Origin of the sequence: Bordetella sputigena, from assembly GCF_965137885.1 — a bacterium.
In the GTDB taxonomy this organism is placed as follows: Bacteria; Pseudomonadota; Gammaproteobacteria; order Burkholderiales; family Burkholderiaceae_B; genus Bordetella_C; species Bordetella_C sputigena.
The window spans coordinates 82,098-104,132 of record NZ_CBCSCA010000011.1 but is presented as its reverse complement, the minus strand read 5'-3'; the positions used below and the strand labels follow the sequence as shown (position 1 = coordinate 104,132).

Below are 22,035 nucleotides of genomic sequence, written 5' to 3'. Positions count from 1 at the left end.
AGGCATGCCCACTATCACCACGCGCGACGGCTACAAGCTGCACTACGAAGAAGCAGGCAGCGGCACACCCATCCTGTTCGTCCACGAGTTCGGCGGCGACTGGCGCAGCTGGGAAGCGCAGATGCGCTATTTCTCGCGCCGCTATCGATGCATCACCTACAGCGCCCGCGGCTACGCGCCGTCGGACGTGCCGGCCTCCGTGGACAGCTATTCGCAGGAAATCGCCGTCAACGACATGGTGGACGTGATGGACGGCCTGGGCCTGGAAAAAGTCCATGCCGTCGGGCTGTCCATGGGCGGCTTCGCGGTGCTGCATTTCGGCCTGCGCCATCCCGAACGCGCCCTGTCGCTGGTGGTGGCCGGCGCCGGTTACGGCGCGGAAAAGCAATACGAAGACTACTTTCGCCAGGTGTCCTGCGATGTCGCCGAGAAATTCGAGCAACTGGGCTCCGCCGTATTCGCCGGGACCTATGCCGAGGCCGCCTCGCGCATCATTTTCCAGTTGAAGGATCCGCGCGGGTGGCAGGAATTTGCACGCCAGCTGGCCGAGCACGACGCCAAGGGATCCGCCAACACGATGCGCGGCGTGCAGGCGCGCCGGCCTTCGATCTACGACCTGGAGGCCGAGCTCAAGCGGATGACGCTGCCCACCCTGGTGGTCGTGGGCGATGAAGACGACCACTGCCTGCAGCCGGGCATCTTCATGAAGAAAACCATCCCGGCCAGCGGCCTGCTGGTCCTGCCCAAGGCCGGCCACACGCTGAATCTCGAAGAACCGGCCCTGTTCAATCAGTTCGTCGCCGACTTCCTCGCCACCGCCGAGCAAGGCAAGTGGCTGCCGCGCGACCCGCGTTCGGCGCCCGCGCAGATCATGAAGACGTCCTGACATGACGATCCGCATGCGACCGCCGTCCGCCTGGGTCGATCCGGAGCGCCTGATGAGCCGCCTGGACGCGCTGGCGCGCATCGGCGCTACCGCCGCGGGCGGCGTCAATCGCCAGGCCCTGTCGACCGAGGACGCGCGGGCGCAGTCCCTGATGGCGGAGTGGGGCGCGGCGCTGGGCCTGCTGCCCAGCCGCGACGCGGTGGGCAACTTCTTCCTGCGCTGGCCGGGCAGCGCGGCGGGACTGGCGCCGGTGCTGGCCGGATCCCATCTGGACAGCCAGCCCACCGGCGGCCGCTACGACGGCGTCTATGGCGTCGTGGCGGCGCTGGAAGCGGTGCAGGCGCTCCAGGCCTCTGGCCTGCGGCCGCGCCGCGCCATCGACGTCGTGGCATGGATGAACGAAGAGGGCTCGCGCTTCGCGCCCGGCATGATGGGCTCGGCCGTCTTCGCGGGACAGCGCACGCTGGAAGAAACCCGCGCGGTGCAAGACGCCAACGGGACTTCGGTCGGCGCGGCCCTGGACGCCGCGTCGGAAACACTGCGCCATCTGCCGCAACGCCCCTTGGGCGGCGCGGTGCATGCGTACATCGAAGCACATATCGAGCAAGGACCCGTCCTCGAGCGCGAAGGCCTGCCCATCGGCGTGGTCAGCGGCATCCAGGGCAAGCATACTTTCCGCGTCTGCGTGCGGGGCGAAGCCGCCCATGCCGGCACATCGACCCGCGCGGAACGCAAGGATGCGCTGCTGGCCGCCGCCGCGATGGTGCAGGCGCTGGCGGCAGCGCTGCACGACCGCCAGGACATCGTGAAGTTCACGGTGGGCCGCTTCGACGTCCAGCCCAGCGCGCCGTCGGTGGTGGCCAGCAAGGTCGTGTTCTCCATCGACCTGCGCCATCCCGACAGCGACGAACTGGCGCGCCTGTCGGCCCTGGTCGCGCCGACCTGCGAAGCGCACGCCGGCCCCTGCGCCGTGCAGGTGCGGCGCCTCTCGGCCGCGGACTCATTGGTATTCCCGGAAGCCATGCGCGCGCGCATCCGCGCGTCGGCCGACGCGCTGGCGCTGCCGCACCGGGACCTGATTTCGGCCGCGGGCCATGACGCGCGCTACCTGCACGCCATCTGCCCGTCGGCCATGATTTTCGTGCCGTGCCGCGACGGCATCACCCATAACGAAGCCGAGTACGCCGAGCCCGGGCACCTGCACGCCGGCGCCCGGGTGCTGGCCGACGTACTCGCGGACCTTGCGACAGAGGAAGCACCATGAACATCGCCATCCGATCTGCCCTGCAGGCGTCTTCGCTCGCGCCGGAAGGAGCCGCCGGGGCGCACGCGCAGACCGATCCGGCGCATCGGGCCGTCGCCCCGACCCGTACGGCGGCCGCGCGGCCCTTGCTGGCTTTGGCGGGGATATCCAAGACCTTCGGCGCTGTCCAGGCCCTGCACGGCCTGGAGGTCGACATCGCTCCAGGCGAGTTCGTAACCGTCGTGGGCCCCAGCGGCTGCGGCAAAAGCACACTCTTCAACATCGTCGCGGGACTGGAGGAGCCGAATGCCGGCGGCCGGATCGAGTTCCTGGGCAAGCCCGGCCGCGCGCGCGATCTGCTCGGCAAAGTGTCCTTCATGCCGCAGCGCGACCTGCTGCTGCCCTGGCGCAGCGTCATCGATAACGCCATCCTGGCGGTGGAGCTGGAAGGCGTGCGCCGCGGCGACGCCCGCCGCGCCGCGCTGGACATGCTGCCGGAATTCGGCCTGGCCGGCTTCGAAAAGCAGTATCCGCACGAACTGTCCGGCGGCATGCGCCAGCGCGTCGCGCTGATGCGCACCTTCATGTTCAAGCGCGACCTGATGCTGCTGGACGAGCCCTTCGGAGCGCTGGACGCGCTGACGCGCAGCATGATGCAGCGCTGGCTGCTGGACGTCTGGCAGAAGCACCGGCGCACCATCCTGTTCATCACGCACGACGTCGACGAGGCGCTGTTCCTGGGTGATCGCGTGCTGGTGATGACGGCACGGCCCGGCCGCGTGAAGCTGGAGCAGAAAGTCTCCCTGCCGCGCCCGCGCCTGCCCGACATCGTCACCTCGCCCGAGTTCATTGAACTCAAGCGCACCCTGCTGGCGGCCATCGAGGAAGAAAGCCTGAAGTCATTCACCGCGGCCGGAACGGCCCAGGGACAATCATGAGCGGCAGTCACGCTACCTCCGTCGGCGCATCGGTGCCATCGACGCCATCAGCGCCGTCCTGCCCCGCCGGCATGCCCGCCACCGAATGGGAAGCCCGCGTGGCGCTGGCCGCCTGCTACAGGCTGGTCGCCGCATTGAAGATCGATGACCTGATCTACAACCACATCAGCCTGCGGCTGCCGGGTCCGGACGACCGCTTCCTGATCAACCCCTACGGCATGCTGTTCGAAGAGATCACGGCATCCAGCCTGGTGCTGATCGATACGCAGGGCCGCAAGCTTCGCGATACGCCGCATGAGGTCAATGTGGCCGCCTTCGTGATCCATGGCGCCATCCACCAGGCCCGCCACGACGCGATGTGCGTGCTGCACACGCATTCGGATGCCAGCGTGGCGGTATCGGCCCAGCGCGACGGTCTGCTGCCCTTATCGCAGTTCGCCATGCGCTTCTACGGGCGCCAGGCCTTCCATGACTATGAAGGCGTGGCCATCGACCTGGACGAGCGGCAGCGGCTGGTGGCCCACCTGGGCGCGCATCCGGTCATGCTGATGCGCAATCATGGCCTGCTGACGCTGGGACGCACGCCCGGCGAGGCCTTCATGCTGCTGTACTACTTCGAACGCGCCGCGCGCATCCAGCTCGCCATGCAGGCCGCGGTGGCGGGCGGCGCCGGGCCCATCGTCATGCCGGACCCCGAGGTGTGCGAAAAGGCCGCGCGCCAGTTCTGGCACAACGAAGGCGACATCCTGGTCGCCGGCGAACGCGAGTGGCCCGCACTGATCCGGCAACTCGAGCGCACCGATCCCTCATACAAGCAATAGCCGTTCTTTTCTGATCCGGCCGGCATTCCGGCCACCGATGGAGGACCACCATGCTACAGACGCGCCCACTGCATGCGGGATTTGGAATCGAAGTGCTGGGACTGGACCTGTCCGCGCCGGACAGCGACGCCGCCGTGGACGAGCTGGTGGGGCTGGTGGACCGCCATTCCCTGATCCTGGTGCGCGGGCAGGCGCTGAGCAACCAGCGCCACGTCGACATCAGCCGCCGCTTCGGCGACCTGATGACCCACGTACTGAAGCAGTTCCTGACCACCGGACTGCCCGAGATCTATGTCCTGTCCAATGTGACCGAACAGGGCAAGCCCATCGGCAACCACAAGGAAGGCTGGAACTGGCATTCCGACCTTTCCTATGTGGCCGAACCCAGCATGGGTTCGCTGCTCTATGCGGTGGAGGTTCCGCCCGAGGGCGCGGACACGCTCTTCGCCAGCATGCATCTGGCCTACGAGGCGCTGCCCGCCGAAACGCAGGCGCGCATCCGCCACCTGACGGCCACCCATTCCTATGCTGGCTACTACGGCAAGGCCTTCGCCGACCGCGAGCCCTTGAGCGAGGAGCAGAAGGCGCGCACGCCCGACGTCGTGCATCCGGTGGTGCGCACGCACCCGGTGACAGGGCGCCTGTCCCTGTACGTCGGCCAGGACATCGTCAAGCAGATCAATGACCTGCCCGCCGACGAAGCCGAGACCTTGCTCGCGGAGCTCAACCGGCATGCCATCTCTGACGAATTCACGTATCGGCACAAGTGGCAGCAGGGCGACCTGATCATCTGGGACAACCGCTGCACCATGCATTGCGCTACGCCTTACGAAGACACCCGGTACCGACGCATCATGCACCGGACAACGGTCGCGGGCACGCGGCCTTTTTAAGTACAAGGGGATAGAACGATGAAGACCAAGCGCTTGTTTATCCTGCTGGCGTGGGCGGCCACATTCGGCCTGGCCGCGCCCGCCCTGGCCGCACCGGCCGCCAAGGAGCCGGTCAAGGCCACGCTGCGGCTGAAGTGGCTGCCGCAGACGCAGTTCGCCGGCTTCTACTATGCGGTCGCCAAGGGCTACTACAAGGAAGAAGGCATCGACCTGACCATCAATCCCGGCGGTCCGAACCTGCTGACGGAAAACCTGGTGGCCACCGGCGCCGATACCTTCGGCCTGTCCGGCGGCACCGACAGCGTCATGGCCGCGATCGACAAGGGCATGCCTATCGTCGCGGTGGGCGTAGCGCACCAGATCACGCCGTTCGTGTTCGTCACGAAAAAAGACGGGCCCAAGACACTGAAAGAGTTCGAAGGCAAGAAGGTCACCGCCTGGTTCACCGGCGCCCAGTACGTGCTGTTCGGGATGCTGGCCAACCAGGGCGTCGATCGCAGCAAAGTCGATATCCAGCCGCAGCAGGTCAGCGTGACGCCCTTCGTCAATGGGGACGTCGATGTGGTCACCGCCACCTGGTACAACGAGCTCTACACCATCCGCCAGCGCGTGGGCGAGCAGAACCTGCGCATGTTCAAGGCGGAAGACTACGGCATCACCTTTCCTCGCGACACGCTGATCGTGTCCACCAAAACGGCGCAGGAGCAGCCTGAACTCGTCAAGGCCTTCCTGCGGGCCTCTATCCGCGGCTGGCGCGAGGCCATGGCCCATCCCAAGGAAGCCGTCGACATCGTCATGAAGGTCGCGCCCACGCTGGACCGGGCACACCAGGAATTCATGCTGACCGAGGCCTACCGCCTGATGACGGCGGGCAATGCGAAGACCGAAGGCCTGTTCTGGATCGATCCCCCCGCGATGCAGAAAGCAGAGGAATTCCTGCTCACCAACAAGGTGATCAGCAAGCCGGTGGACGTCTCCAAGGCCTTCGACAGCCGCTTCCTGCAAGCCATCCCTGTCGCGGAGCGGCGACCATGAAAACGGGCCAGCCGCGTGCCGCCTCGGCGGCGGCCATGCTGCTGCGCGCCGCGGCCGGCATCGTTGCCGTCGGGCTGCTATGGGAGGCCGCCGTGCGCGCCGGTGGCATCAAGCCTTACTACCTGCCCAGCCTGTCGTCCATTCTGCAGGCCATCGCCGCCCTGCCCGAGACCTATGCCGCCAGCTTCCTGCGCACCTTGTGCGAAACCGTGCTGGGCTATGCCGCCGGCGCGGTCGTCGGAGTGGTCAATGGGGTGATCTTCCATCGTGTACGGCTGCTGCGCGAGCTGGTGTTCCCGCTTTTCATCATTTCGCAGACCATACCGGTGATCGCTTTCGGCGCGGTGGTCGTGCTGTGGTTCGGCAATACCATCCTGGCCAAGGCCTTGATCGCCTTCTACCTGACTTTCTTCCCCGTCACGGTGAACACCCTGCAGGGCCTGGAGGCCGTCGACAAGCGCCAGCTGGATCTGCTGCGCAGCTTCGGCGCCACGCCGTCGCAGTTGCTGCTGCGCCTGCAGCTGCCCGCGGCGCTGCCGCAGATTTTCGTCGCGCTGCGGCTGGCCTGCACACTGAGCCTGCTCGGCGCCATCGCGGGCGAATGGTTCGGCGACACCACGGGGCTGGGCGTACTGCTGCTGCAAGCCATGTACAACGAGCAGTTCGTCGCCCTATGGGCGGCCATCCTGATGGCCGGCCTGCTGGGCACGTCTTTCTATGGGCTGGTCGCCTGGGCCGAGCGCAAAGTGGTTTTCTGGAGGGCCGAGCTATGAGTATCAGACTACCCAGGCCCACGCGCGTGGCCCGGCGCGCGGCGCTGGGGCTGATCGGGTTGGCCGTGCTCTGGGAGCTATGCGCGCGCGCATTGAACCTGCCGGAATACGTGCTGCCCCGCTTCAGCCGCATTCTCGCCGCCGTCATGGACCAGCACGCCCTGTTGCTGAAGGCGGCGCGCATGACGGTGATGGAAGCGGTTTGCGGCTTCCTGCTCGGGGCCGCCGCGGGCATCCTGCTGGCCATCATCCTGACCATGCTTCCGCGCACCCGGAGCGTCGTGCTCCCCATGGCGACCGCGCTCAACTCGGTGCCGGTGGTGGCCTACGCGCCGCTCATCCTGCTCTGGTTCGGCATGGGACCGGAATCGAAGATCGTCATGGTGGCGCTGGCGGTGGGCTTCACGGTGTTCCTGCACGCCCTGGCCGGACTGGATCGCGTGGACCAGCGCGCCGTCGACCTGATGCGCAGCTTCGGCGCCGATCGCGCCGCGATCCTGTGGCGGCTGCGGCTGCCGGCCGCGATACCGCTGACCGCCGCCGGCATGCGCGTATCCACGGTGCGCGCCATGATCGTGGCCATCGTCACGGAGATGCTGGGCGCCACCGGCGGACTGGGATGGACCATATTCCAGGCCGTACTGCAGATCGACTTCGTCCAGGTGTGGTCGGCGATCTTCGTCGCCTCGGCGGCCAGCCTGCTGTTCTTCGGCATCGTCAATCTGCTCGAGAAACGCTACATCTTCTGGAAGTAGGCGCCACGGCATGACGACCAGTCGACCGACGCGCTTCCCGCGGCGCGGGCGGCTTACGGGTGCAGGCCGGCCATCAGCACATACTTGACCTCGACATACTCCTCGATGCCGTAATGGCTGCCTTCGCGGCCATAGCCCGAATGCTTGACGCCGCCGAACGGCACTGAAGCGGTGCCGACCGAGCCGGAATTCAGGATGACCATGCCGGCCTCGATGTCGCGCGACAGGCGGAAGGAGCGCGGCAGGTCGCGGGTGTAGACATAGGCGACCAATCCATACTCGGAACCGTTGGCGCGCGCGACGACCTCTTCTTCGGTCTTGAACCGGTAGAACGAAAACACCGGCCCGAAGATTTCCGTCCGCGCGATGCGCATGTCGTCGGTGAGCCCGGTAAGAATGGTGGGCTCGTAAAACAGCCCGCCCTTGGCGTGCGGCTTGCCGCCCAGCACGACCTTGGCGCCATGCCGCCTGGCGTCCTCGACCAGCCCCGCGACCTTGTCCAGGCCCGCCTGATTGATCAGCGGCCCGACGACGAATTCTTCCTGCAGGCCCTGGTCGACGCGTATCCGGGCGACCTTCTCGGCCACGGCGGCGACCAGGCGATCATGCACGGCGTCCTGCACGTAGATGCGGTTGGGCGATATGCAGACCTGGCCCGAATTGCGCAGCTTGGCGGCGACCAGTCCGGCTGCCGCCTCTTCGATGCCGGCATCGTCGAAGACGATGAAAGGCGCATTGCCGCCCAGCTCCAGGGTCATCTTCTTCAAGTCATGTCCCGATGCGGCGGCGAGCATCTTGCCTACGGCGGTGGATCCGGTGAAGGAGATCTTGCGGATCCGCGTATCGCCCGTGAACAGCTCACCGATCCGCGCGGGGTTGCCGGTGACCATCTCGAAGACGCCTTCGGGGATGCCGGCCTTGCGGGCGTACGCCAGCATTTTGTAGGCAGTGAGCGGCGTCAGTTCGGCGGGCTTGATGATCATGGTGCATCCCGCCGCCAGCGCGGTGGCGATCTTGCGCGCGATCATCATGAAGGGGAAGTTCCAGGGCGTGATCGCCGCGGCGGGGCCTGCCGGTTCCTTGAATACCAGGACCTGTGCGTTGGCCGCGTGCGACGGAATGGTGTCGCCGTACACGCGCTTGGCTTCTTCGGCATACCACTCGATAAAGCCCAGGCCGTAGTCGATCTCGCCCATGGCTTCGGAGATGCATTTGCCGTTCTCCTTGACCATGATTTCGGCGAACGCGCGCTTGTCATCCCGCATCAGCTCGAACCAGCGGCGCAGCAGGTCGCCGCGCTCCTTGGCGAGCTTGCGTGACCATGCGGGAAATGCCTGGCAAGTGCGGTCGATGGCGGCCTTGACCTCCGCGGCGGTCATCTCGGGCGCTTCGCCGACCACCGAACCGTCCGCGGGGTTGAATACCTGGATCATGGATAGTCCGTCCTTATGAAGTTGTGGAAATCCGCGGGCCTGGCGCTCTCGTGTCCGGCGCGCGCCCTGGCGGCGGCGCGACCCCGGGATCGTCATTGCCGCGGCACGGTTCCAAGATAGACTTTCCGGCAATACCGATCGATAGCACACAGCATTTAAGTCTTGCCTAAAACTATTGCCGTTGATATTGGCTGTGGACGCTGGCAAGCTGCCCGCATATCGTGAACAGGGGATGCACACCCGATGTCCAAACGCGCAGACCACTCCCACCTGACCCAATTGCGCCAGCAGATGGCCGCCCTGCTGGAACCGCTCGCGCCCAACGAGGGCTACAACCTGACGGTGCTGCCGGACGTACGGTTTCTGCGGTCGAACCGCCCGCTGAAATCGGTGCCGGTGCTATACGACCCAGGCATCGTGATCGTCTGCCAGGGCCGCAAGCGGGGCTTCTTCGGCGGCCAGACCTATGTGTATGACGCCCGCCAATGCCTGGTGGTCTCCGTACCCGTGCCCTTCACCATGGAAACGGATGCCACCGCACGGGAGCCGCTGCTGGCGATCTATATGCACCTGGATTTCAAGCTGGCCGCCGATCTGATGCTGGAAATCGACGAACTGGGCGGCTACATGCCCGGTGAGCCCAAGGGCATGATGTCCAGTCCCATGGATGCTCGATTGAGTACCGCCGTGCTGCGCTTTCTGGAATCGATGAGCCATCCGATGGAGGCCAGGATCCTCGGCCCGGCACTGGTGCGCGAAATCTATTTCCACATCCTGACCGGGGCCCAGGGGCCGTCCATGCGGGCGGCCCTGGCGATGCAAGGGCAGTTCGGCAAAGTGGCACGCGCGCTGCGGCGCATACACCCGTCATACCAGCAGGACCTGACGGTGGAGCAGCTGGCGCGGGAAGCCGGCATGAGCGTGGCCGCCTTCCACGTGCACTTCAAGGCGGTGACCAATACTTCGCCCATGCAGTACCTGAAGTCGACCCGGCTGCACCAGGCGCGGCTGCTGATGGTGCGCAACTCGGTGACGGCGGCGAAGGCCAGCGCGGAGGTCGGATACGAAAGTCCCTCGCAATTCAGCCGGGAGTTCAAGCGCGTCTTCGGCCGCACGCCGGTCGAGGAAGTCAACCGGATGAAGGCCGATTTCGCGGTGCCGCCGGCGTTCGCGGCATCCGCCTATGTGTCTTCGCACTGAAGACGCCGCCAAGTGGCCGGACCGGGCGGCTTAGTTCAGTCGCGCGCGGAGCTCTTGCGCCATCTGCTTGAGCGCCGTGCGCGTGACCCCGTCATCCGCCAGTGCGTTCAGCAGACCATAGTCGTGGATGGTGCCGTTGTAGCGCGTCACCGTCACTTCGTTGCCGGCGGCGTCCAGCTTGGCGCCATAGGCCTCGCCTTCATCGCGCAGCACGTCGAACTGCGCAACCTGGACCAGCGCGGGCGGCAGGCCTTGCAGGTCTTTCAGCGTAGCGCGCAAGGGCGAGGCGTATTTTTCGTTGCGCTGTGCCTCGTCGCGGGTATAGGCATCCCAGAACCAGCGCATCATGGAACGGCTCAGGAAATAGCCATTGGCGTATTCCTTGTACGACCCGGTATTGAAGTTGTGATCGGTGACGGGCCACAGCAAGCCCTGGAAGCGGATCGCCGGGCCCTGGCGATCTTTCGCCATCAGGCTCACCACCGCCGCCATGTTGCCGCCGACGCTGTTGCCGACCACGGCAAGGCGGCTACCGTCGACATTGATCTCCGCGCCGTGCTGCGCGACCCACTTGGTCGCTGCATAAGCCTGGTTGATGGCGACGGGATAATGAGCCTCCGGCGAGGGCGTGTAATTCACGAAGACGGCAACCGCGCCCGATTGGACGACCAGGTCGCGCACGAGCCGCTGGTGGGTCGGATAGTCGCCGAGAATCCAGCCGCCGCCATGGAAGAACATGAACACCGGCAACGTGCCGGTCGCGCCGGCGGGCCGCACGATCGTCAGAGGCACCGTCAAGCCGTCCTGCGTGATGGTCTTTCCCGAAACCTCGATGCCGGACAGGTCGACCTTCACGCTCTCCTGCGCGCCGACCAATACCGCGCGGGCCTTTTCGGGGGACAGGGTTTCGATGGCCGGTCCTTTGCTGGCATTCAGTACCTTCAGGAATCCGGAAACCTTGGTATTCGGATGCGGCTTGGCGTTGTCGGCGGGACCCGCGACGGCGGCGGCGGACAAGCTGGCAACGGCGCTGACGAGGAGCAGTTTCTTGAAGACGTTCATGGCGATTCTCCTGAATCAATGGTGATTACAAAAAATCTATCTATCACTAGATAGATAACTAGGCCTAAAAAAAGCTCCGCCCTGGGCGAAGCAGATACGCGAACGCGCATCTCGATAAATCGTCTGGACTTCGTACCGCCGAATACAGTTTTCTTCCTAGCCCTCCTGCCGGACCGCGGCGACCACGTCCTGCAACCGTGCCTTGGTGCCGAAAAGCCGGGCCGCCAGCACGCTGCCCTGGAAGGCCGCGTACAGGGCGCGGGCCGCGGAGTCGGCGTCGCCGCTGGTGCGCAGCGTGCCGTCTTTCCTGCCCTGGACCAGGACGCGCTCCAGCCAGGCCTCGTTCGCCTGGAAGAATCGCTGCACCGCCTGGCGGACGTTCTCCGGCAGCAAGGCAATGTCCGCCGCCAGCATCCCGCACAGGCAGATCCGGCCGCCGTCGTGCATCACCGTGCCGAACGCCTCCGCATACCGCTCCAACTGCCGTACGGCGGGCTGCTTGTCGTCGATGCCCCGGATCTCGCCGAGGATATCGGCGCTATAGGCGTCCACGGCTTCCAGTACCAGATCTTCCTTGGTGGGAAAGTAGTAATGGATGCTGGACGTCTTTACCCCTACCAGCGATGCCAGATCGCGATAGCTGAAACCGTTATAGCCCCGGGTCATCAGCAGCACCCTGGCATGATTCAACAGCTGTTCGCGGACGGTCGGTGTTTCCATGAGCTGCATTCTATCTATCAGAAGATAGATAAGGCAAGCGTTTTTTTGAGCCGTTGCATTTCCGCCTTTGCGTTACCGCGCTTGCCCATCATCCTCTGCGTATCAGCGCCTGGGCGTTCAGCCCGGCGCAGGCGTCGACCCCAAGCATCACCATGTTGCGGTCGACTTCGGCACGCAGCAGGGCGATGGCGTGCCGCACGCCGGCCTCGCCGGCCACCGCCGCCGCATAGTTGAACGGCCTGCCGACGAACGCCATGCGCGCACCCAGCGCCAGCGCCTTGAGCACATCCGAGCCCCTGCGGAAGCCGCCGTCGATCATGACGGGATAGCCAGAGCCCAGCGCGTCCACCACGCGCTCCAGCATCCGCATGGGCGAGGTCGCGCCGTCCAGTTGCCGACCGCCATGGTTGGACAGGATGACACCGTCGGCGCCGATCCGCCGGGCCATAAGCGCGTCATCGACGCTGAGTATGCCCTTGATGACCAATGGCCCCTGCCAGCGTCGGCGTATGGCCGCCATATGCTCCCAACTCAGGTTGTCGCGCGCCGAAAAATCGCGCAGCACGCTCGAGGACATGATCGGCGCGCCGCGGTGGGCGAAGGAGTTCTCGAAATGCGGCATGCCGTGCCGCGCCAGGGTCCGCAGGAAGGTGTTCACCACCCAGCGCGGCCGCACCATGCCGTCCCAGGCCAGGCGCAGGCTGGGCCGCAGCGGAGTGGAAAATCCGCTGCGCACATTGTTCTCGCGGTTGGCGGAAATGGGTATGTCCACGGTGACGACCAGAGTCCGGAAACCCGCGCGCCGCACGCGGTCGACCAAGGCGTCGATGCGCGCCTGGTCGCCCGGCAGGTAGGCCTGGAACCAGGTAGCCGGACACTCCCGTACGAGCTCTTCCATCGGGATCAAGGACGTCGCGCTCATGATCGCGGGAATGCCGGCATCGCGCGCCGCGCGGGCGAGCACCAGATCGCCACGGTAGGTGGATAGCGCGGCCAAGCCCATGGGCGCGATGCCGAACGGCGAGGCATACCGTTCGCCAAACACTTCCACCGATTGCGTACGCCGCGATACGTCGCGCAGCACGCGCGTCACGAAGACGTATTCGTCGAAGGCCGCCCGGTTGTCATCGCGCGATGCGTTGTCCTCCGCCGCGCCGGCGATATAGCCGAAAATCGGCCGCGGCAACCGCGCGCGGGCCGCCGCCTCGAAATCATGCAGGGACAGCATTCTGGAGAGGACGGCGGGCGGCTTGCGCTCCGGACCCGCGACGACAGGGGTGGCTGTTGGAGTAGCAGTCGATATGACCGCTTCATTCGTGCTGGACGTACGCATGGATCGCATGGCCGTGGAGCAATGGCGTGCTGCCACTGCAGGAAAGGATGTGCCCCTACTGTAGGCGCTGGCCCGGCTGTCGGAAAAGCGATATATATTGGACAAATTAATTCGCTTTTCTCGAACATACAGCCATGGCCCTTCCATCCGTCAAGCAACTGGAAGCCTTCTGGTGGGCAGCGCAGTGCGCCAACTTCGCCACCGCGGCCGAACGCATCCACCTGTCGATCTCCGCGTTGTCCAAACGGCTGACGGAACTGGAATCCGCTATCGGCCAGCCGCTGTTCGATCGCAGCGGGCAGAAGGCGGTATTGACGGACACGGGCCGCAGGCTGCTCCCGATGGCGCTGCAGGTGCTGGACGCGGCCGCGGCTTTCGAACGGCAGACGGCGGACGCCGACACCCTGCGGGGCCACTGCAGGTTCGGCGTGGGCGACCTGTCGGCCCTGACCTGGCTTCCGGCCTTGGTCGCGCTCGCGCGCCGCACGCATCCGGAGCTGGTCCTGGAGCCTTACGTCAATGTCGGGGGTGTATTGGAACAGCGCCTGGCGGACGGCGAACTCGACTTCGCCGTGATCGCCGGCCGCTCTTCACGCAGTGAACTGGTATCGCGGGCGATAGGCGATGCCCGCTTCGAATGGGTGGCGGCGCCGGCGTTGATCGCCGCGCCACGCAGCCGTGCGTCGCGGCCGGCGCAAGCCAAGCCGACCGTGCCCGAGCTGCTGCGCCATCATCCCCTGGTGACGCTGCCGGCGGATGCCGGTACCACGCGCCTGCTTGACGACTGGCTGCTCACGCACAAGGCGGGCGTTGAGCAAAGCATCGTGTGCAATAGCTGGGCGGCCGTAGCCGGAATGATAGGCGCCGGCGTGGGAGTGGGATTCCTGCCGGCTGGCTGGGCGGCACGCCTGAAGCTGCATCGCATTGGCGCCAGATCACCCCTGCGCCCGCTGCAGTACGCGTTTCAGTGGCGGCGCGGCGACAATCGCGGCCTGTTGGCCAACATGCGCGAAATGGTGGCTTCCACAATCGATTTCGCGCATGCCCCCTGCATAGGCAAGGGCTGAACGCCCCACTGCCCTACTGCCCTACTGCACGCGAACGGCGTCCCCGTAGCGCTCCAGCCATTCCCGCATCATGATGTCGTTCATCCCGTAAATCTTGCGGTGGTACACGGCTTCCCATTCCGGGCAGGCGTGCGGCTGGCGCGCCAACTGGATTTCCAGGGCGGCGCAGGCGGCCTCGCGGCAGGCATGCCCGCTGACGCGGCTCAGCGGGTTGACGGCGGCGGCCATGATCTCATCGACGAAATCCAGGCAACTGCCCACGAAGCGGCGGCTTTCCTCGTCGCTGGACGGATCCCGGTCGACCATGATGCGCACCAGCTTGGCCACGAGGGATTCGGGCACGCCGCGATAGCGCGCATAGGGCAGTATCCACACGGGGTGGTAATGGGTATTGCCCAGCAGATGGGTGTAGGCCTGGAAATGCGCCAACGCCATCTCGTGCGCCAGCGTGGCGCATTGATGCCAGGCCCCGTGACCCCATGCATGCAGCAGATTGCCCAGCAAGGAGTGACTGCAGGCCTTGCGCCGATAGAGCAAATACAAAAAACGATGCCGCCCGATTTCCTGCCGCACGCGGGTAAGCCGGTCGGAGCCCTGGATATCGTGCGAGGTATACAGGCGATGCAGGAATATCAGATCGCGCAGGGGCAGCGGCTCGGCCGGGGCCAGCGGGTTGCGGTGGCCGGCCTCGTGCAGCAGATGGATCGCGATCGTCAGGCCATTCAGTTCGTCCCACGTTCGGTAATGCACGCCGACCTTGATCGACGTGCCCGGGACCAGGGTGTGAATCCGGCAGATTTCGGCTTGCCGGTCACGCGCGGTCAGGCGGATGCCGCCGCGCCCCACGATGCGCTCATAGCGTCCGGCGTCGACCTGCGCCATCGTCAAATGCGACTCGCGAATGGCATAGATATCGACGTCGGCGGCGTCGCTTCCCAGCCCCTCGACGAAACCACCGCCGGCGAAGGCGGCATCCTTATCCGTAAGGTACGTATTTCCAAGCACGAAACTGCGCTCTAGCGCGAGCGAGCTCGCGAGCTGCAGCTGTTGTTCAGTGAACTTGCCCATAGCGTCTCCGACAGGTAAGGCGCGCGGAACGCGCGCCAATCGGTACCGAGGACAAGCTTGGAGGGTACGTGCGGCTCACGCACGTTGCAGCTTGCCTGCGGAAAACCTGCGGCAAGTTTGCAGAAACGTTACGGTATTGTTCCCGTTTCCCGGCAGAATCAGACCAAGCTAGACGTCGCCCAGGATGCTGTATGGGACCCGTTCACCCCTTATCGGCGGAGCCACCGTTGGCCTGCATGACCACGGCCGAACGCCGCGGCGATGTCAGGGCGTACAGCACGACCATCGTGACCGCATAAATCGGTACGCTGCGCATATTCCGGAACATCATTTCCGTCAGGCTGAAGGCCGTATAACTCAGGCAGAACAACAGGCCGACCTGCGCGCCGATATGCACGACCGGATCGGCATGGAATAGCCGTCGATAGAAAACCACCGCGGGCAACAGGTACAGCAGGAGCATGCCCAACAGGCCTATCGTGCCGTAGCCGGCCATCGCCGCGATCAAGTCGTTATGGGGCTCGCCGTAGTCGCTGGCCACCAGCGGCGTCACGATGCCGCGGTCACGCAACTCCGCGAGATTCGCACGGAAGTTGCGCGCGCCGCTGCCGATCACGGGATGATCCAGGAACATCAGCCACGACGCATGCCATAGCTGCATGCGGATGCCGACCGACGTGTCGCGGTCGGCGTTGTGCACATAGGATTCGACGTCCGATGCGACTTCTCGCATGCGGCTGTCATGCGTCTGCCACAGCGCGACCGTGGCGGCCGTCAGCACGACGGCGAGGCCGATCAGGAACAAGGCCTTGGCCCGGCGGGACCAGTGCGCGCGCGACAGCAACACCACCAGGCCGAATATCGGCAGCAGCATCCAGCTGCTGCGCGTCTGCGAAAGCCAGGTCGCGTACAAGGCCAGCACGGCGGCCAGGATCTTCAGGCCTTTTTCCAGGCGCGGCCAGCGGCTCAAGGTCCATGGCAGCATCAGCAGGCCGGCGAAGCCGAAGAACAGCGTCAAGTCGGCGAAGGCGACGGCGTTGTATCGGCCGCCGAAATCGCTGACCGCGCCCCGCCCCAGATCGGCGGTATGCATGATGACGATCAGCATGGCCGAACCGGCAAAGGCGCTGAACAACATGCTCCACTGCACCTGCTGCAGCCAGCGCGACGGCGCCCGCAACAGCAGCCAGCAGATGGGACAGGCCAGCGCGAACCGGAAGAATTTCTCGAACTCCGAGGAGCTCCATGCGCCGTCGACCAGGGCCATGGTCAACAGCACGGATGCCAGGGGCGCGCACAGGGCGATCGCGGCCGGCCATAAGGCGCCCCAGTCCGGCGTTTCCAGACCCCGCACCCTGTGGTGGACGATCGCGACGATGGCGAGCAAGCCTGTCACGTAGAGCAGCGTCGGCCCCGCCGTGGAACTGGTCAGCGCGCACGCGGGCACGAGAAGGGCAAGTATTGCCGCCAGGCGGGAATATAGCGAAGGCATTGAACTCAAATCACTGTACGGGGCAATACCGATCCATCGCCCCATACAAGGTTTGGGCTGCTTCGATAGTGCGGCGCAAGCTTCCACTTGCGGGAAAGACGGTCAAACGAACGGAAACCGGAAATCACGCCGCGTTCCACGGCGGCGCAACGGGGTTGCGACGATCGTCCTGCTGCAGGCGGCGAAAAGCCCACATCACGCTGCGCGGCGACAGCCAGTCCCGCCACAGACGGTCGCGCCAGCGCCCGCCGGGAATATAGGCCGGGTAAACAATGCGCGAGGTGGCCCAGGCCGGGCGCCACGCCCGCGTCCGCGTAGGACGGCCCGTGACCGACAGCGTGGGAACGCCCAGGTTGGATGCCAGATGCCCCAGCCCCGACTCATTGCCGATGAACCAGCCGGACGCGTGTATCAGGGAAGCGACTTCCGAAAGCGAAGAAAGTTCCGGGACCTTCAGGCCGGCGTCTCTCAAAAACATCCAATCGGCGCGCTCGTGAGGCGCAACCACGAAATTGGGTTCGTATCCGTCCTTCAGGAGACGCACGCCCAGAGCTTCGAAGTGATGCGGCGCCCAGCAGCGCAGCGCCTCGGTCGAAGTGGGATGCAGCACGATACGCGCGGGACAGGAACGGTGTTCCTGCCGGTTGAGCGGCTGCAAGGCGTTGTGCGTCGTGGCCCCCGGCATCGCGAGTTCGTCGCGGCAGAAATCGCGGATCTGGAACAGCTTGACGAAGCCCCGGCCGGTAACCACCACGTGAGCGTCGTAATAGAAATAGCGGTCGTGGCAGTCATGCAGGGTATAGGGCCAGCCTATGTGCATCTGACCCACGCAATCGAACGCCGCCAGGGTTTCCCGCGCGCGCGCTTGCGGCAGCGATGGGCGGACATCCATGGTCGGAAACCAGTCCTTCAGCGCATGGACGTAATCGCCGAAAACAGTGACCTGGCGACCGTGGAGAGCCAGGTTCTGTGCCAGGGTCATCATCAGGAGCGTATCGCCGAGCCGTGGGGCCATCAGCAGCGCGACGCGGCCGGCTCCGCGCAAGCCGCTCAGCGCTCGGGCCTTGTCGTACGGGGGCATGTCGCCGGAGGGTTTGGGCATAGTCCTACTATTCCAAAAGGAGCCGCGCTTCCATCATGAATGATTTTAGGAGTTTGCCTGGAAAACAGTAACTATCTGCGACAAATTAAATCGAATTTCGTTGCCACACTTTGACATAGAGAACATTACACGACGCGGCCGCACAATCCCGCTACGGTCCACCTAGTGGAAACCCGAAGTCCGGAGACCCGCGGTTTCGACCCCAATATATCTGTACGCTGAGGAAGTGTACCGCGAACGCAGCCGGCTTCCGGTAACGCCAGGGCCCACATACGTAACTTCCTACAAGCGTCCGGGACTTGTCCCTGCCCGCCGGCCGCCAGGGTTACGCCTGGCCCGATACGCCCAAGGCACGAGGCGCCACGCCGATATCGCGCCAGTTCGAAGGATGGCAGGTAAACAGCAGAATCTGGTGCCGGGTACCCGCATCGAACAGCGCGCGTTTCATCTGGCTGAGCCGGGCATCGTCGCTGTGCACCAGGGCGTCGTCCAGGATAATCAGGGTCGGCCGCCCCGCCGCGCGCAGAAGGTCGGCATAAGCCAGCCGGGCGATAACGCCCAATTGTTCCCGCGCCCCGAAGCTCAGCGAGTCGAAAAGACTACGTTCGGGGCCGCGCTGCCCCGCGCGGGTCAGCGGCCCCAGCATCAGGTCTTCATCGATATCGATGTGCGCCTGCGGATAGAGCAGATCGACGTAGTGCTGCAGCCCGCGGCGCAGGGGCGCCTGCAGGTGGCGGGTCAACATGTCGCGTTTGCTGCGCAGCAGCATGAGGAGATGATCGAGGGCGCGCGCCTGCTGCCCCAGCTCGGCGGCCTGACGTTGCGCCTGCGCCAGGTCTCTGGCGGTCTCGGCCATGCGTTCGTCCAGCCCTTGCGCGCCGGCGACCTGCAATTCCGCTTCGAGCCGGAATAGCGTATCGCGACGCTCGGCGTGGCGCTTTTCGTGCTGCTCGGCGCTGCGACGAAATCGTTCGATGTCCTGGCGCAGGATGTCGGGCCGCGACTGGGCGATCTGGCGCTCCAGGACCTGCGCCCGGTCCAGCGCCGCTCGCGCCTGGGTGCTTGCCAGGGCCAGTTCGCGTTCCGCCTCGGCCAGCCTGTCGTCGCGGTCCTGGGCGTCCAATTCGGCGCTGGCGGCATCGCATTCGCGTTGTGCGGCCTCGACACGAGCGCGGGCGTTCCCCTCGGCCAGTTGGGCCGCATGCCAGCCCTCCGTCGCCTGGCGAACGGCGGCTTCCGCGGCGGCGGCGGCCGCTTCCGCGTCCGCCACGGGGATTTCGCCGGCGGTATTTTCCGGGGACGGGGCCTGGGCTTGGGCCGCGTCGATCTCGGCGACACGCGCCCGCGCGTCCGCGGCTTCCGCGCGCAGCGCTTCGATGCCGCGCGGCGCCAGCCCCTTCAGCGTGGACTCGGCGTTACGCGTTTCGGCCAGGTGCGCCGCCCGCGCCCGCAGGCGCGACTCGGCCTCTTCCAGGCTGGCCACCCCGGCGCTATCCAGCAGATCCTGGCGCCGCGACAGCCCTTCCTGCTGCTCGCGGCGCAATACGGCCAGGTCCGCGCCGCCGGGGATGATCTCCAGCTCGCCTACGCCCGGTACCCGCAGCGTCGTTGGCGCAATCAATTGCCGTTCGCCGTCGCCGCGCAGCATTTCACCACCGGCCTCGATGCCGGCCTGCCCTTCCAGGCGATAGCGCAGCCTGGTCGCCACGCCGGCGCGGCGCAGTTCCAATTCGCGCAAGGCGATCTGCGCCTCGCGCAGACGCTGGACGATGGTTTCATCGATGCGCAGCGCGGCCGCCTGGCGCTGGTGTTCGATCAGGCGGGCCTGCTCCGCCTCCGCCTGCGCCAGCGCGCCGGAAGCCGCATCGCATCGGGCCTGCATGGCGGCGCGTTCGCGCTCGTGCTGCCGCCGCGCGTCCAGCAGGCGCGCGCGCTGCAGCTGCTGGCGGGCCTGGGCCAGCGCGGCCTCCGCCTTTTCCAGTTCGCCGCGCCACGGGGCCACCGACGCGGCGGCCTGCGCGTGAGCGTCGGTGGCCCGAGCCAGCGCTTCCCGCCTTGCGGCCAAGGCGCGCTGCCGCGCCGCATAGGCGTCCAGGCGATTGCCCGCCAATTCGGCCCGGCTTTCCCACCGTCCGGCCTGGGTTTGTTCCAGTGCGAGCGCGTCCTGCAGGGTCTGGATTTCCGCCAGCGCATCGACGGCGGCCTTTTCCTGTTGCCGAAATGCCGCCCACGGCTGGCTCGCCGCATCGTCCTGGTGCTCGCGGCGCAAGGCCGCCAGCCGATCGACCTTGTGGCGATATTCGGCGGCCTCGCGCTGCAACTCGGCCAATTGGGCTTCGAGCTCGTCGGCTCTTTCCAGCGCCGCGGCATAGGCCCCCTTGGGCTTGCCCGTGGAAGGCGTCAGCAAAGCGTCCCGCGCGCTCTGGACTTCGGCAATGATCTCGTCGCCCTGCGTGCTGGCGACTTCGCCGACGGACGCATCGAGCGCCGTTCGCAGATGGCCCGTCGCGTGCGCGACGGACTCGCGTATGTCCTGGCCGCTGCCCTGCTGTATCCACAGCAGTCCGGGAATGCCCCAGTGTTCCGCCTTGCTCGCGCCCTTGCCCGCGTGCTGGAATCCCATCAGCCCCGCCAGGGCCTCTTCCGCTTCCGCGCCGTCGAGTACGCGCGCACCGATCCGCAGCTCGCAGCGCTTGCGGCCCAGGAAGCGCTTCATCAGCCGGTACTCCTGGCCGTCATGCTCGAAGACGACGGTGACGGCGGGAGACGCCGACGGATCGTCCCAGGGGCGGAAATCTTCCGCCGCGCTGGAGCGGAAGCGTTCGAAGAATGCGGCCCGGATCGCCGCGACGACGGTGCTTTTGCCGGCCTCGTTCGGACCGGAGAACAGATTGATGCCGTCCTGCAGGCCGTCGATTTCGATCGCCTCGCGAAACTGCCTGAACTGCTCGATGCGGATGTGGGTCAGCTTCAAGGCGTACCCTTGGCCAGCGGCGGCGAGGCGATGTCGGTGGTGTCGGCCGCGGCCGTATTGCCCGCGGCCGTATCGGCCTGCGCCTCGTCCGTGCGGCCCCTGGCCGAGGACGGCGCCATATCGGCACGGCCCGCGCGACGGTCCAGAATCCCCGCCAACAGCGCCAGGGCGTCGCGGGCGACCTGGCTGTCAGGCCCATCCTGCTGGGCGCGCAAGTCGGCGATGACCTCGCCCAGGTAGCCATCGGCCCGCAGGCCTTCGATATCCTGCTCGGTAGGCAGCAGCGTAAGCGCAGACAGATCGGCCAGCAGCGCCCGCGTGGCGCCGCGCGCCTGCGCGATACCCGCCTGCAGGCGACGGTAGCCGTCCAGGTCCACCTGGCCCGCGCAGGATAGCTGCGCCACGTCCTTGGGCCCCAGGGATTGCAATTGGCGGATGGCGGCCTCCACATCGCTGGCCACCCGCATTTGCAAGGCTTCCATCCGCCAGCGAAAAGTCCCGGTGGGCAAGACGGTGACCGCGGGAACGGCGCCCGGGCCGTCCACTTCGACCACCAGGGCCTGTCCCGAACTATTGGCGCGGAATCGATCGGTTTCCGGCGTGCCGCTGTACCAGGTTCTATCGTCGATCTGGCGACAGCCATGCCAGTCGCCCAGCGCCAGATAATCCAGGCGCCCGCGCGCGGCCCGGCCGGCGCCTATCGGGTTGGGTGAATCGATCTCGTCGGCGAGGATGCCCTGCACGCTGCCATGCGCCATGCCGACGCGCACCAGGCCGGGCTCGGTGTCCGCGCCGTCGAACCATTCGGTCAAGTCGTTGTAGGTATTGCGCTGGGTCAGCGGCGCCGGCAGGATCACCACGCCTTGATCCTTGAGCACCAGCGGCCGCGGCACCAGGCAGACATGTACGTGGGGCGGAATGGCGTTCAACCGTTCAGCGCGCGTCCAGACGGATTCGCTGAGCGCGGCGTCGTGATTGCCGGGGATAAGCACCCACGGGCCGTCAAACCCGCTCAAGGCATTGAAAAGCCGATGCAGCGTACGGTCGGTGACGGTTTGCGCATCGAACACATCGCCGGCCACCAGCACCACATCGACATCATGCGCATGGGCCGCGTCCGCAAGGCGTTCGACCACCTGGAAGCGGGCGTCCGCGAGTATGGCGGCATCATCCGCATCGAACTGGCCGAACAGCTTGCCGATCTGCCAATCTGAGGTGTGAAGTAATCGAACCAAGGCGC

Annotated in this window: 19 protein-coding genes; 10 read left to right on the top strand and 9 right to left on the bottom strand. The window is 66.0% G+C overall.

The features are described 5' to 3' along the window. Positions 1-4 precede the first annotated feature (4 nt). Genes ACNA0R_RS20290 through ACNA0R_RS20255 form a run of 8 tightly spaced genes read left to right on the top strand, consistent with a single transcriptional unit; the run spans position 5 to position 7,344 of the window. Positions 5-886, top strand: coding sequence for an alpha/beta fold hydrolase (locus ACNA0R_RS20290; RefSeq protein ID WP_415827864.1), 882 nt, complete (start codon positions 5-7; stop codon positions 884-886). A gap of 13 nt (positions 887-899) precedes the next feature. Then, positions 900-2,150 carry a hydantoinase/carbamoylase family amidase gene (locus tag ACNA0R_RS20285; protein WP_415827863.1) on the top strand — a complete coding sequence of 417 codons (1,251 nt, stop codon included), beginning with the start codon at positions 900-902 and terminating at the stop codon, positions 2,148-2,150. Continuing rightward, positions 2,147-3,067: an ABC transporter ATP-binding protein gene (locus tag ACNA0R_RS20280; protein ID WP_415827862.1), complete on the top strand. Its 921-nt coding sequence runs from the start codon at positions 2,147-2,149 to the stop codon at positions 3,065-3,067. Before ACNA0R_RS20285 ends, ACNA0R_RS20280 begins: the two co-directional genes overlap by 4 nt. Further along, entirely contained in the window at positions 3,064-3,888 is an 825-nt protein-coding gene (locus ACNA0R_RS20275; protein WP_415827861.1) for a class II aldolase/adducin family protein, read from the top strand. The genes ACNA0R_RS20280 and ACNA0R_RS20275 overlap by 4 nt, the downstream gene beginning before the upstream one ends. Before the next feature lie 50 nt (positions 3,889-3,938). Beyond that, positions 3,939-4,781 carry a TauD/TfdA dioxygenase family protein gene (locus ACNA0R_RS20270; protein ID WP_415827860.1) on the top strand — a complete coding sequence of 281 codons (843 nt, stop codon included), beginning with the start codon at positions 3,939-3,941 and terminating at the stop codon, positions 4,779-4,781. An 18-nt stretch (positions 4,782-4,799) separates the two neighbouring features. Beyond that, positions 4,800-5,816, top strand: a complete 1,017-nt coding sequence (locus tag ACNA0R_RS20265; RefSeq protein ID WP_415827859.1) for an ABC transporter substrate-binding protein — start codon at positions 4,800-4,802, stop codon at positions 5,814-5,816. Further along, positions 5,813-6,589 (top strand): ABC transporter permease, encoded by a 777-nt coding sequence (locus tag ACNA0R_RS20260; protein WP_415827858.1) that lies wholly within the window; start codon positions 5,813-5,815, stop codon positions 6,587-6,589. The genes ACNA0R_RS20265 and ACNA0R_RS20260 overlap by 4 nt, the downstream gene beginning before the upstream one ends. Next, entirely contained in the window at positions 6,586-7,344 is a 759-nt protein-coding gene (locus ACNA0R_RS20255) for an ABC transporter permease (RefSeq protein ID WP_415827857.1), read from the top strand. Before ACNA0R_RS20260 ends, ACNA0R_RS20255 begins: the two co-directional genes overlap by 4 nt. Positions 7,345-7,397: 53 nt before the next feature. Here the strand turns inward: ACNA0R_RS20255 and ACNA0R_RS20250 are convergent, their stop codons facing one another. After that, positions 7,398-8,777: an NAD-dependent succinate-semialdehyde dehydrogenase gene (locus tag ACNA0R_RS20250; protein WP_415827856.1), complete on the bottom strand. Its 1,380-nt coding sequence runs from the start codon at positions 8,775-8,777 to the stop codon at positions 7,398-7,400. A gap of 243 nt (positions 8,778-9,020) precedes the next feature. On the opposite strand from ACNA0R_RS20250, the gene ACNA0R_RS20245 reads away from it, so the two are divergent. Then, complete coding sequence (locus ACNA0R_RS20245; protein WP_415827855.1) at positions 9,021-9,977, top strand: AraC family transcriptional regulator; 957 nt, start codon at positions 9,021-9,023, stop codon at positions 9,975-9,977. Between the two features lie 30 nt (positions 9,978-10,007). On the opposite strand, the gene ACNA0R_RS20240 is transcribed toward ACNA0R_RS20245, so the two are convergent. The 3 genes from ACNA0R_RS20240 to ACNA0R_RS20230 form a co-directional block, all read right to left on the bottom strand. After that, a complete protein-coding gene (locus ACNA0R_RS20240; RefSeq protein ID WP_415827854.1) occupies positions 10,008-11,039 on the bottom strand; it encodes an alpha/beta hydrolase in 1,032 nt (343 codons plus the stop codon). A 156-nt stretch (positions 11,040-11,195) separates the two neighbouring features. Beyond that, positions 11,196-11,759, bottom strand: coding sequence for a TetR/AcrR family transcriptional regulator (locus tag ACNA0R_RS20235; RefSeq protein WP_415827853.1), 564 nt, complete (start codon positions 11,757-11,759; stop codon positions 11,196-11,198). 88 nt (positions 11,760-11,847) lie between these two features. Continuing rightward, positions 11,848-12,987 (bottom strand): alpha-hydroxy acid oxidase, encoded by a 1,140-nt coding sequence (locus ACNA0R_RS20230; protein ID WP_415827851.1) that lies wholly within the window; start codon positions 12,985-12,987, stop codon positions 11,848-11,850. Positions 12,988-13,226: 239 nt separating this feature from the next. On the opposite strand from ACNA0R_RS20230, the gene ACNA0R_RS20225 reads away from it, so the two are divergent. Further along, positions 13,227-14,159, top strand: a complete 933-nt coding sequence (locus ACNA0R_RS20225; protein ID WP_415827850.1) for a LysR family transcriptional regulator — start codon at positions 13,227-13,229, stop codon at positions 14,157-14,159. Positions 14,160-14,180: 21 nt separating this feature from the next. Here the strand turns inward: ACNA0R_RS20225 and ACNA0R_RS20220 are convergent, their stop codons facing one another. The 5 genes from ACNA0R_RS20220 to ACNA0R_RS20200 form a co-directional block, all read right to left on the bottom strand. Then, entirely contained in the window at positions 14,181-15,227 is a 1,047-nt protein-coding gene (locus ACNA0R_RS20220) for a hypothetical protein (RefSeq protein ID WP_415827849.1), read from the bottom strand. Positions 15,228-15,429: 202 nt separating this feature from the next. After that, on the bottom strand, positions 15,430-16,719 hold the full coding sequence (locus ACNA0R_RS20215) for an O-antigen ligase family protein (RefSeq protein ID WP_415827848.1): 1,290 nt from the start codon (positions 16,717-16,719) through the stop codon (positions 15,430-15,432). Between the two features lie 124 nt (positions 16,720-16,843). Next, positions 16,844-17,821 carry a glycosyltransferase family 9 protein gene (locus ACNA0R_RS20210; RefSeq protein ID WP_415827847.1) on the bottom strand — a complete coding sequence of 326 codons (978 nt, stop codon included), beginning with the start codon at positions 17,819-17,821 and terminating at the stop codon, positions 16,844-16,846. A gap of 325 nt (positions 17,822-18,146) precedes the next feature. Next, on the bottom strand, positions 18,147-20,795 hold the full coding sequence (locus ACNA0R_RS20205; RefSeq protein ID WP_415827846.1) for an AAA family ATPase: 2,649 nt from the start codon (positions 20,793-20,795) through the stop codon (positions 18,147-18,149). Then, positions 20,792-22,030 (bottom strand): metallophosphoesterase family protein, encoded by a 1,239-nt coding sequence (locus ACNA0R_RS20200; protein ID WP_415827845.1) that lies wholly within the window; start codon positions 22,028-22,030, stop codon positions 20,792-20,794. The genes ACNA0R_RS20205 and ACNA0R_RS20200 overlap by 4 nt, the downstream gene beginning before the upstream one ends. Positions 22,031-22,035 lie beyond the last annotated feature (5 nt).